Raw genomic sequence first — 12917 nt, 5'->3', positions numbered from 1 at the left:
TTGTCTATGAAACCCTACGTTGTTGCTTTTTTGCTCCTTCTTTGTTGCTTCAGCCGTTCGCAGGCTCAACAGGCTGCTACGATTTACCGGATCAAAATCGATAGCCTACAGGTGCTTATCAATCGTCAGCCAAAAGCTGACTCCAACACCGTGAAATGGCTTAACTACGTAGCCCGCGTTTGCTTTTACGATATGCAGTACCAGCGTGGGCTATTGGCGACGATTGAGGCCCGGGAACTGGCTAAAAAACTGCATTACGCCAAAGGAGAGGGTTTGTATTGGCGGACACTATCCATTTTTAATGCGGCACCTCTTGCGTTTTATTACTATAATTTTCTGGCAAAGTGGTTCTACACCGACCGTAAGCAGCAGGAAGAAACCGTTCGATTATGGGCAGGATTGCCTGGTGAGCGGAATGTTGAAAAAATGAAGGCAGAACTGTTGACTGCTTTAACCTACTTTGAAAAGCATTTGGACCACGAGGTGTTGGCCAATGTGCTTGTCGCCTACGCTAGTTTGATCAAGCCGAACGAACAAACTGCCTACTCAGCGAAGGCCATCCGATTGTTCAGAGAAAATAACCAACCTATCCCCCCCTTCTTTATCGCAGCGGTGACGATGCAGCTTTCGGGGCAGGCGGGCAACGAGAAGGAAACCAAAGAGGCCGAAATTGAGACACGAACTATTCTGGCAACGACAAAAGATAGCCGTGAGAAAGCATCTATGTATTATTTCCTCGGCCAAATCTACGTGAATCAGGGTCGGAAGGATTTAGCTTTTGACGTTGTTCATCAAGCCGATAAGCTACTGGAAAAGTTCGGTGAGAAAGAATTGCGAATTAACGTACTATATCGGCTGGGCATATTGTGTTTCGATTTGTCCCTGCATAAGAAAGCCGCCGACTATTTAAAAAAAGCAGCTATCCTGTCTGCCGAAAATATCAATAATAGTGCTGCCGGACTAACCGAGCTTTATCTACAAACAGCCTTCTCTTTAATCAACCTGAAAGAATTTAAGGAAGCCAGTTATTTTATTGAAAAATCCCGAAACGCACCGACGGGTCTGCACAGTGAACTTACCCGGAGATATAATACAGCCCGGCAATATGATGCGATGGGGCAACTATTGATGGGGCAGGGTAAGTATCAGGAAGCGTTGAAAAACTTCGCCCAGGCACTTACCTACGCCAACCAAACCGGCGACTCCATCCGGCTGGCTTCCTACATGACCTACTATATGGCCCAGTGCTATCAGAAATTAGGGCAATTTCAGGAAAGCATCCGATACGGGAAATTAAGCTATGAGAAAGCCTTTCCAGTCCACGTCCTGGGAACGCAACGTAACTACGTGATTACAAGGACATCGCTATTACTCTCCGAGGTCTATGAAGAAGCGGGGCAGCCCTTAGAAGCCTACCACTACCTGAAAGAGTATCAAAAACTACGAAAAGAAGCCGACCAGAAAGACGAGGCTAATCATCTTTTGGATGTCGAAATTCAAGCAGCCATTGAAAAAGGGGAACAGGAAAAAAAACGGCTGGAAGGCGAACAACACCTGCAGAAACAACGCATCCTGGCTATTGAAAAACAACGGGAAATTGACCAGTTAAAAGCACAGGCCCAGAATCAGTTACTTCAAGCCAGAGCCGAGCAGGCTGAGTTGGACAAACAACTCGAAACGGAGCGGCTGGAAGCCAGAGCCTTGCAAAACAGGCGACAGCAGGACTATAAAATCGCGTTGCTGAATCTGGACATTGACACGCAACACAAGGTCAGAACGGGGTTGCTGGGTGGACTAGCCCTGTTCGCTCTGTTCGTAATCGGGTTGGTTCGTCAGAATCGGGTCAAGCAACGCTTCAATCAAACGCTGACGAAGCAAAAAGTGGAGATAGAACGGCAACGCGATCAACTAAATGAAACCTTAACCGAGCTGAAAAGCACCCAAGCCCAACTCATCGAGAAAGAAAAACTGGCCAGCCTGGGCGAACTAACCGCTGGCATCGCCCACGAGATTCAGAACCCCTTAAACTTTGTCAATAACTTCTCGGAGGTTTCCACTGAGTTGATTGAGGAACTGAAAGAGGAAGCTCAGGCCGGGCACGCAGAGGACGTATTGGCCATCGCCGACGACCTGTCGAGCAACCTGCAAAAGATTCACCACCACGGGGACCGGGCGGCTGCCATTGTGCGGGGTATGCTCGAACATAGCCGTACCGACTCGGGTGAGAAACGACCCACCGACCTCAACGCCCTGGCCGACGAATACCTCAAGATCGCCTACCACGGTCTGCGGGCGAAGGATAAGAACGGTTCGACGGATCGATTCAACTGCGAGTTGGTCACCGACTTTGCTGCAGATTTAGGCCGGATCGAGGTGGTGCCCCAGGAGATTGGCCGAGTGTTGCTGAATCTGTACAACAACGCTTTCTATGCCGTCCAGCAACGGCAACGTTTGGCCCAGGAGGGCTATCAGCAGACGGTTGAAGTCCATACCAGTCGGGTATCGGATCGAGTATTAATCCGGGTCAAGGACAATGGTATGGGCATTCCTGAGGCTATCAAAGCCAAGATTTTTCAGCCTTTCTTCACCACCAAGCCCACCGGTGAGGGTACAGGGTTAGGTCTCTCGCTGAGCTATGACATCGTGACGAAGGGGCATGGGGGATTGCTGGCGGTGGAAAGCAGGGAGGGTGAGGGAACAGAATTTAGGATCACACTCCCTTTACTTCAACCTTCATGATCGATTTTTAATAATTCATCCAGGCTATCCTACACCATGATGAAGCTTAAACATCTTTTCTCTTTAATACTGACCACTTCTATAAGTACCGTCGCTCTTGCTCAACCGACGTGGACACCAGCGTCTATGATCCACTATAAGCGCGTGAGCAATCCCGTCATCACTGAAGATGGGAAGTGGGTGACCTACGTTGTTTCAAGCCCACGTATGGAAGGTGAACAGTCCGACTTTCTCTCACATATCCACCTGGTTAGTGTAGATGGTACCATAAAGAAGCAGTTGACGGCTGGTGATAAATCCTGCACCAATCCCCGATTCTCGCCGGATGGGCAATACATCAGCTTTACATCGGGGCGGAATGGTACGAATCAATTATACCTGATTCGACCGACGGGCGGAGATGCCTGGCCCATTACGGCGCAGTCTGGCAACATAGGAGCCTACCGCTGGTCGCCGGATGGAAAACGTATTGCGTTCATCATGATCGACCCGCGCACACCTGCCGATGAAAAAGACCGTCTGGAACGGCGGGACTGGACTATTGTGGATGTGTTTCGCAATGCCCATCTCTACACCATTGATCTTACCCAACCACAGGATGGCTCCTGTCCCGTCAAACAGCTTACGAATGGAGCTTTCCACGTAACCGCTTTCAACTGGTCGCCAGACAGCCGGACCATTGCCTTTTCGCATCAGCCAGTCAGTTGGGCCGAACGCTGGGAACAGCAGAACATTTCGACCGTAGCGGCTGATAGCGGTGCTGTTCGGTTACTGGTATCGACCAACGGAGCTGATTACAACCCGCTTTATTCGCCCGATGGAGAATCGATTGCTTTTCTTTCGGAAGGTGGACAGCCCGATCCACTAAAAAAAGCGGTGGTGACAACGGGAGTTTATCTCGTACCGGCCCAGGGGGGAGCCGTCCGCAAGCTGGCTACTACGCCCGATGAACGATCCACACTACTGGGATGGACACCGGATAATCGTTCGATAGTGGTTACAGAAGCGCTTGGTACGCAGACGGGGGTATTCCTGTTGCCAGCCACGGGCGACGGAGTACGGGCCTTGCCCATCCCAGAAAAGGGAATCCAGCAGGCCCACTTCCTGAACCGTAAAGGGGATTTGGCTTACGTTTATGAAACCACGGAAACGCCGATCGAAGTGTACACCGCCAGTCTGGCGAACCCGACCGGCCACCCCTTAACTGATATTCACGCTTCGTATGCTGAAGGGCAAACACTGGCTCGTACCGAACTAATGCGTTGGAAAGCCCGCGACGGCAAGTATACGATTGAGAGTCTGTTAACCTATCCCACCAATTACCAGAGCAATCGTCGGTACCCACTACTCCTGATGATCCACGGGGGACCATTAGGCAACTGGACTCAAACCTATACAGGTGCTAACTACGCCCCCGGCCTGACTGGCTCCAGCGTTCCGTATCCGATCCAGGCATTTGCCCAGCAAGGTTATTTTGTCTTGTGGGCTAACCCACGGGGCAGTACCGGCTACGGCCACGCGTTTCGAGCGGCAGTTTACCGTAATTGGAGCGAGGGGCCCTACCAGGATTTGATGACGGGCATAGATAAACTTATTTCGACGGGAGTAGTGCATCCCGACAGCCTGGTTGTATCGGGATGGAGTTACGGCGGCTATTTAACGGCCCTTATGCTCACCAAAACCAATCGCTTCAAGGCAGCGATGGCGGGGGCAGCTATTACCAATCTGATGAGCGACGTGGGCACGACCGATATCCCCTATTACGTGGCTGGTTATTTTGGCAAAGACTTCTGGAACGATCCAACAATCTATGCTGAGCAGTCGCCCCTATTTCATGTCAAACAGGTTCAGACACCGACGCTCATCATCCATGGCTCTGCTGACATGCGCGTTCCCCCAGAGCAGGGGTTGCAGTTCTATCGGGCATTGCAGCAGCTTGGCGTACCGACGCAGATGGTCATCTACCCGAGGCAGCCTCACGCCTTTACCGAACCCAAATTCATTCAGAATGCGGGTGAACGCACTATTGAGTGGTTCAACAAATACCTGGGTCGGAAGTAAGTGGGGGGAACGAGAACCGAGTTTGTCATTCATAAACTTATTACGATCAACGACCGATGAAGCCATTCGCTATCCGGACGGTACTGGCTTTGAGTATCCTTTTCGGGCAGAATCTGTCGGCCCAGCAACCTACACAACCCCAAAAGGTCGGCCTGGCCCAGCCCTCAGCTTCAGTACTCCAGCCTGACCGCATCCGCTTCGAGCACCTGACCGTAGCCGATGGCCTGCCCGAGAACTCCGTAAGCTGCATGATTCAGGACCATCAGGGCTTTATCTGGATGGGAACGTACGACGGTCTGGTTCGGTATGATGGCACCCAGATGGTCGATTTCCGTTCAGACGCTAATCTGCCATACGCGTTCAAAGGCAAGCAAGTCAGATCAATGCATGAAAGTCGCAACGGCGATATATGGATTGGTTGTGAACGGCTGATTCGTTATGAACGGACCACCGGCCGATTTATCGAATATCCGCAACAGGCCCCCGAAGGTAATCGAACCCGGACCTTCGTGGCATTTATTCACGAAGATCAGCAGGGCAACATCTGGACCCTTACCTGGAGTTATTTAGACGAGGTTATATTATTGAACCGATTGAATCGGAAAACCGGCACCTGGACCTATTTTCGCCATGACCCCGCCCATCCCTATAGCTTAGCCGCCAACTCGATCTTTGTAAGCAGTACGTACGGGATCGATACCTTCGCCTTTCTGGAAGACAAGTCGGGCACCATCTGGGTGACAACCTCGGGCGATGAACACGTCCTGCACCGCTTCGATCCTAAAACGGATCGCTTTAATCGCTTTACTCCGACCGCAAACCCGGCTGTTTTGACTGATTTCAAGCGAATCAAAACCCTAACCGAAGACGCACAAGGTGAACTTTATGCCTCCTCAGAGGGCAAAGGTTTGTTCCGGATCAATCCCAGGACAGGACAAGTGACCCAGTTCAGACACGACCCCAAAAACCCGTATTCGATTCGGAACGATTCTGTAACTCACGTCTGCGTGAGCCGGGACGGGACCGTTTGGGTGGCTACAACTCAGGGCATAGATCGACTCAACCGGACCGCCGGACCGTCCCAAACCGGCAGTGGGCCGCTGCCGCGATTTACTCACCTTGTGTCGAAACCCAGCGATCCTAACAGTCCCAGCCCGGGCCTGCTCCAGTTTCTGGCTGAATCACCCAACGGCGATCTGTGGTTTGCCACTGCCGATGGATTGAACCGGTATAACCGTCGCCGACAGGCGTTTGAGCGATACCTAAGAAGCAACGAGCCGGATGAATTAAACACTGGCTATGGAATCCGATCGTTTCTGGCAGACCAAACCGGCGTGGTCTGGGTAGGTACGTCTAATGAAGGCGTGTATAAACAGAGCCGAACGGTTAACTTTTCGTCCATCACTCAGGAGCCTGATTCGACCAAACCGGGTTCCTCTGGTTCAGTGGCCAGCTCGACTATCATTCGTCTCTACGAAGCTCCCTCCGAGCCGGGCATCATCTGGTTGGGTACGGAGCTTGGATTAGAGCGGCTGGATCGAAAAACGGGCCGCCGAACGCTGTATCGGCACGAAGATGGGAACCGCTACTCAATCGGTAAGGGCGAAATCTTTGCTATGGCGGAGGATAAGCAGGGCCGGTTCTGGGTAGGAACAGTGGGCGGAGGGCTGCATCTGCTCGACCGAAAGCGGGGGACGTTTACCCGGTTCGTTCGCGACCCGGCCAATCCCAATAGCCTGATAGACGATAATGTCCGGGAAATCCTTCCGGCTTCGGATGGTACGCTTTGGATTGGCACCTATGGGGGACTTGACCATTACGACCCGGTTCGTCAGACGTTCGTCCACTATCGCCGGACCGATTCAGTTAAGGACTGCGTCAATGGCTTGATCGGCGACGCTGTTTTCGCGCTTGCAGAAGATGCTCAGAAACGAATCTGGATAGGTACACGGCCAGGTAGTTTACAGGTGCTGGCCCCCCGCACGGGCCAGTTTACGACCATCCTACCTATCTCAAACGGCCTTGCCGCCGTCCAGTTCCTGTTAGCCGATACGCATCCCAATTGTTTTTGGGTGGGTGATTTTACCAGTGGTTTGTGGCTGATCAATGACAAGGGGCGGGTGCTGAAACACTATACCCGCACCAACGGCCTACCGATTAACACCGTATTTACAGGCCATCGCGACAAAAAGGGGTTCCTGTGGATAGGTACAGGTAACGGCATGGTCCGGCTCAACCCGAGTACCAATCAGATGCGCCATTTCACGCAGCGTAACGGGCTAAAGGGCTTGTTTACACCCACTTGGTGCGCCAGCAATGGTGAAGTTTATGCGGGCAGCAACAATGATGTTTTGGCGCTTTTCCCCAACCAGGCTCAGGACGACCTGCTCCCTCCACCCGTAGTATTAACCGATCTGGCCATCAATGGACAACCAGCCACCGTAGGCGAAGGCGGGCAGCTGCCCACCCACATTTCGGTAGCCAAATCCATCACGCTGCCCCACGACCTGAACGACCTCACCTTCCAGGTTGCCGCCCTGAGCTACAATCGAGGCAGCGAATCGAAGTATGCCTATCAGTTAGCCCCGATTGATAACGACTGGGTGCAGAATGGCATCATTCGCCAAATACGTTACAGCGATCTGCGGCCCGGAACATATACCCTGCACGTGAAAGCGGCCAATGCCGATGGGGTATGGAATGAGAAAGGCGTGAGCCTGACTATAACGATTCGTCCGCCCTGGTGGCAGACCTGGTGGGCATACCTGCTGTATGGACTGGTGCTGGGTGGTATGGTCTGGACGTTTATCCAATACCGGTCGCGGGCTTTGGTACGCGCGAATCGCCTTTTGGAGGAACGAGTGACCCAACGCACCAACGAAGTGCGGGAGCAAAAAGAAGAGATCGAAGCGCAACGTGACCACCTCGAACAAACCTTAACCGAACTTCAGAATATGCAGGCCCAGCTTATCCAAAAAGAGAAACTCGCCAGTCTGGGCGAACTGACCGCTGGCATTGCCCACGAAATTCAGAACCCGCTCAACTTCGTCAATAACTTCTCAGAGGTGAGCAGTGAACTTCTCGAAGAACAAAAAGAAGCTCTCGCCAACGGCGATTTGGAAGAAGCCGGAGTCATCGCCGACGACCTGAGCAGTAACCTCCGAAAGATCCATCACCACGGCGGTCGGGCGGCCGCCATCGTGCGGGGCATGTTGGAACACAGCCGCACCGACTCGGGTGAGAAACGCCCCACCGACCTGAATGCCCTGGCCAATGAATATCTCAAGATTGCCTATCACGGTTTAAGGGCGAAGGACAAGACCTTTAACTGTGAGTTAGTCACTGATTTTGCCGCAGACCTAGGCAGGTTGGAGGTCGTACCTCAGGAGATTGGCCGGGTGTTGCTGAACCTTTACAACAACGCCTTTTATGCGGTGCAGCAGCGACAGTTTCTGGCCGAGGCTGACTATCAACCTACGATCAGTGTCTGTACAAAGCGGCTGATTGATAAGGTCGAAATTCGCGTCTCGGACAACGGCACAGGCATTCCGGAGCCGGCCAAAGCCAAGATTTTTCAGCCTTTCTTCACCACTAAACCCACGGGTGAAGGCACAGGGCTGGGGCTGAGTCTGAGTTATGACATCGTCACCAAGGGGCATGGGGGAACGCTGGCGGTGGAGACGGAAGAGGGAAAAGGAACTGAATTCATCATCACATTACCGACGCCGACTTAACCCATTGGTATGAAACCACTGCTACTGATTTGGTTTTTGGGGCTTACCAGTCTGACGGGGCTGGCCCAATCGGTTTTCCGCATCGACAGCCTGCCCCAGCAAGGCGTCGTGCTGGACAAAAACTGGCGATTTCACCTGGGCGACGATCCAGCCTGGGCCAAACCCGGTTTCGATGACTCTCGTTGGGATACACTTAACCCCACTCAGTTAGTCGCGCAACTGAATCGACTACCACAAGATAGTATCGGCTGGCTAAGAATTCGCCTGCATATATCACCCGCGCTACGGGGAAGACTGATCGGTGTGAATATTCAACAGGCCGGAGCCGCCGAACTCTTTTTGAATGGGAAAAATGTGCATCGATGTGGAGTGATTAGTAGCCAGAAGCGTATAGAAGTAGGCAGTATTTATCAGTACCACGTATTTATTTCTTTAGGTGCTGACTCCATACCAGTGCTTGCTATCCGATATGCTTTTTCAAAAGATCAATTACTTCCTCGGGCAATACCCTCCGCCTTCTATACCCTGAAGCTGACATCCTTCGAAGTAGCCGAAGAGAATGAGAAATATTTGAGCTTTAATATTGTCATGGAATTTGCCCTGTTTGGTGTCTTTTTAGGACTGGGCTTTTTACAGCTTCTTCTTTATCCAACGGCCACTAAACAGCAGACCACTCTTTCCTTAAGTTTATTTCTAATTACGCAAGGAGTTGTTCACTTATTAAACGGATGCTCATTGTCTTATGCTATTTCTAGGCTGTTTGCCTTTACCAATAGTTTAATTACTTATGAGTTATCCTATATAGTTTGGGTCATCGTCATAGTTATTTCTTCATTCTATTATCTGATAGGTACTTATCAATATTTTGAACTCCCCAGAAAGGTATCTTTTTGGATAGTAATTGCCCTTACCTTTACAGCCATTCCAGCAAGTTTATTTCTCAAATTTCCGTATTCTAGTTTGGCTCAATATATTCCGGCTATTATAATTCCCTTCATTGAAATTTTACGAGTTGGCCTATTAGCTGTTAAGCGAAATCGATCAGGAGCCATACTTTTTACGCTCGCTCATGGAATTACATTACTAGTTTTTTTAAGCTGGACGATTAGCACGTTTTTGCCAACAATTAGCGAATTTTTGGCGAAAAATGGACTTTATTTATTCAGCGTATGTTATCTGGGTCTAGCCCTGACTATTTCGCAGTTACTAGCACAGGAACGTGCCAGCCTTAACCAACTTCTTCGGAAACAACTTGTCGACTTAGAAGTTTTGTCCCAAAAAAACCTCGCTCAGGAACAGGAAAAACAACAACTACTTGCCACCCAAAACGAACGGCTCGAACAACAAGTCGAAGCCCGTACCGCCGAACTAAAGGCCTCCCAGGCCCAACTGATTCAGAAAGAAAAACTCGCCAGCTTAGGTGAGCTGACCGCCGGTATTGCCCACGAGATTCAGAACCCCTTGAACTTCGTCAACAACTTCTCCGAAGTGAGTGCCGAGTTAGTGGGGGAACTGAAAGAGGAATTAGCCAAAGGCGATACCCAAGAAGCCCAATTCATCGCCGACGACCTGAGCAGTAACCTGCAAAAGATTCACCACCATGGCGGACGGGCGGCAGCCATCGTGCAAGGCATGCTCGAACACTCCCGCACGGACTCAGGCGAGAAGCGCCCTACCGATCTCAATGCTCTGGCAGATGAATACCTCAAGATCGCTTATCATGGTTTTAGGGCGAAAGACAAAGACTTCAATTGCCAACTGGTGACCGAGTCCGACCCAGGCCTAGGTCGGGTGGAGGTCGTACCGCAGGAGATCGGACGGGTGTTGCTCAATCTCTACAACAACGCTTTCTACGCCGTTTCAGAGCGACAAAAGCAGGCCGGGAACGATTACCATCCCAGCGTCCGGGTAACCACGAAACGCTTGGCAGACAAAGTTGAAGTCCAAGTATCTGATAACGGAACGGGCATTCCGGAGTCGATCAAAGCCAAGATCTTCCAACCTTTCTTCACCACCAAACCCACGGGTGAGGGTACGGGGTTGGGGCTATCGTTGAGTTATGACATCGTCACCAAGGGGCATGGGGGATTGCTGGAAGTGGAGAGCAGGGAGGGAGAAGGCACGGAGTTTAGTATCTCCTTACCCAAACACAATTAACCGACCTAACATGAACCAAACCCCACTTCTTCTCGGGCTCTGTTTGTTTTCCTCGGTGGCCTTTAGCCAACCCCTTTTCCGCATCGACAGCCTGCCCCGGCAAGGGATAGTGCTGGATAAAGGCTGGAAATTTCATGTAGGCGATAATCCCGATTGGGCCAACCCCAATTTTGACGACTCCCGCTGGGATTCGTTCAATCCTGCGATCCAGTCGAGGCAATTGCCTCAACAAGGTATTGGCTGGCTCCGGATTCGCTTGCAGATTGCTCCTCCGTTAAGAGGAAAAACCATAGGCTTACTCATTCAACAGAGCGGAGCCTCTGACCTGTTTTTGAATGGAAAACTTGTGGGGCAAAATGGTCAAATTAGTCCGCAGAAGCGTATTGAAGTGGGAGCTGGAAGAGGCAATCTACCTTTTATTGCTTTAAGTGCTGACTCGGTGCAACTCCTGGCAATTCGATATGCCTTCTCAAACGAACAATGGCTTCCCGTTAAATGGCGGGAAGCTTTTGTCGTGGTTCGCGCCGTATCGACAGAATTTGCTCAGGTAGACAGCGTGGATCAACTCTCAACAAGCATGTGGGAAACCCTTCTTTTTGGTATTTTTCTGGCTTTAGGCATCTTACAACTCCTACTCTATGTAGTATCGACCCAACAACAAGCCACGCTCAATTTAGGCTTGTTTTTAGTAACGCAGGGGATTACACATCTTATCGCCACTGATTCATTAATTAAAGTGACAGGCGTTACTCAGGTGGGGTTGACTTTAGATCTTCTAAAAATCCTGTTTACGATAGCCCTGACATTGTCTGGCTACTGTTATCTGATAGGCATCTACCAATACTTCCAACAACCCAAACGGTTTCTCTTTTACACAACAGCTGCTCTTACGCTGGCGACAACCCCAATTTGTTTCTTTTTCCCTAGCTTCGAAGGCCTTGCCTTGTTCATTCTTGCCATACTTGTTCCCTGGCTAGAAATCTTGCGAATTGGCGTTGTTTCCCTAAAACAAAAAAAATCGGGAGCGAAGTTGTTTACAATTGCCCATGGCGTTCTGGTAGCTGTGTTTATCGTGTATACGTTAGCCGTTTTTGTTCCCTCGTTCAGTAATTTCATAGGCCATTTCGGGGATAATTTGTTTCTCATTAGTTTTTTGGGGCTGGCCCTAACCATTTCGCTCTTACTGTCGAATGAACGGGCTGCCACTAATAAACTGCTTCGCAAGCAGCTTGCTGAGTTGGAGAAGCTTTCGCAGAAAACCATTGCTCAGGAGCAGGAAAAACAGCACCTTCTCGCTACCCAAAACGAACGGCTCGAGCAGGAAGTCGAAGCCCGCACGGCCGAGTTAAAAGCCTCTCAGGCCCAACTCATCCAGAAGGAGAAGCTGGCCAGCCTGGGCGAGTTGACCGCAGGTATCGCCCACGAGATTCAAAACCCCCTGAACTTTGTCAACAACTTCTCGGAAGTGAGTGCCGAGTTAGTGGCCGAACAAAAAGAAGCCTTAGCCAAAGGCGACCTGGAAGAAGCCGGATTTATCGCCGACGATCTCAGCAGCAACCTCCACAAGATTAATCACCACGGTGGTCGAGCGGCAGCCATCGTACGGGGCATGCTCGAACACTCCCGCACTGACTCGGGCGAGAAACGCCCCACCGACCTCAACGCCTTGGTTGATGAGTATCTCAAAATCGCCTATCACGGTTTGCGGGCTAAGGATAAGAATTTTACTTGTGAGTTAGTCACCGATTTTGATGGAAAGTTGAGTAAGGTTGACGTGGTTCCTCAGGAAATTGGGCGAGTGGTGTTAAATCTGTTTAACAACGCTTTATATGCGGTCAATGAGCGAGCTAAGCAAACCAGTGCTCCTGACTACAAGCCGAGAGTTGGGGTTCGTACCCGACGGCTGGCAGACAAAGTTGAAGTCCAAGTATCTGATAACGGAACGGGCATTCCGGAGTCGATCAAAGCCAAGATCTTCCAACCTTTCTTCACCACCAAACCCACGGGTGAGGGCACGGGTTTGGGGCTATCGCTGAGTTATGACATCGTCACCAAGGGGCACGGGGGAACGCTCACGGTAGAAAGTACAGAAGGGAAGGGCACCGAGTTTGTGCTCAGCTTGCCCACTCAACATACGACAGTGTGAATCGGGTCAATCACGGAAGTAGAGCCCAATTTTGGCTGTCATCTTGCTATGATTTCTTTTGATCTAAATCGTTTCATGCC

General features: G+C 50.9%; 5 protein-coding genes. All 5 read left to right on the top strand.

Going from position 1 to position 12917, the window contains the following annotated elements:
* Positions 1–6: 6 nt before the first annotated feature.
* The gene (locus BN8_RS32515; protein ID WP_009282851.1) at positions 7–2739 is read left to right on the top strand and encodes a tetratricopeptide repeat-containing sensor histidine kinase; all 2733 of its coding nucleotides are present in this window, start codon (positions 7–9) and stop codon (positions 2737–2739) included.
* A gap of 126 nt (positions 2740–2865) precedes the next feature.
* Positions 2866–4800, top strand: coding sequence for a S9 family peptidase (locus tag BN8_RS15505; RefSeq protein ID WP_040005850.1), 1935 nt, complete (start codon positions 2866–2868; stop codon positions 4798–4800).
* Between the two features lie 56 nt (positions 4801–4856).
* Positions 4857–8534, top strand: a complete 3678-nt coding sequence (locus BN8_RS31820; RefSeq protein ID WP_009282849.1) for a sensor histidine kinase — start codon at positions 4857–4859, stop codon at positions 8532–8534.
* A 9-nt stretch (positions 8535–8543) separates the two neighbouring features.
* The gene (locus BN8_RS32170) at positions 8544–10691 is read left to right on the top strand and encodes an ATP-binding protein (RefSeq protein ID WP_009282848.1); all 2148 of its coding nucleotides are present in this window, start codon (positions 8544–8546) and stop codon (positions 10689–10691) included.
* Between the two features lie 10 nt (positions 10692–10701).
* The gene (locus BN8_RS32510) at positions 10702–12837 is read left to right on the top strand and encodes an ATP-binding protein (protein ID WP_144051677.1); all 2136 of its coding nucleotides are present in this window, start codon (positions 10702–10704) and stop codon (positions 12835–12837) included.
* Positions 12838–12917: the final 80 nt, after the last annotated feature.

It is taken from the genome of Fibrisoma limi BUZ 3, from assembly GCF_000296815.2.
GTDB lineage: Bacteria > Bacteroidota > Bacteroidia > Cytophagales > Spirosomataceae > Fibrisoma > Fibrisoma limi.
Note: the sequence above shows the minus strand (reverse complement) of the source record. Positions and strands in the feature narration are given on the sequence as shown.

Excerpts from the sequence above, each read along its gene's own strand:
- BN8_RS32515 (WP_009282851.1), top strand. The coding sequence starts at position 7 with ATGAAACCCTACGTTGTTGCTTTTTTGCTCCTTCTTTGTTGCTTCAGC.
- BN8_RS32170 (WP_009282848.1), top strand. The coding sequence starts at position 8,544 with ATGAAACCACTGCTACTGATTTGGTTTTTGGGGCTTACCAGTCTGACG.
- BN8_RS32510 (WP_144051677.1), top strand. The coding sequence starts at position 10,702 with ATGAACCAAACCCCACTTCTTCTCGGGCTCTGTTTGTTTTCCTCGGTG.
- BN8_RS15505 (WP_040005850.1), top strand. The coding sequence starts at position 2,866 with ATGATCCACTATAAGCGCGTGAGCAATCCCGTCATCACTGAAGATGGG.
- BN8_RS31820 (WP_009282849.1), top strand. The coding sequence starts at position 4,857 with ATGAAGCCATTCGCTATCCGGACGGTACTGGCTTTGAGTATCCTTTTC.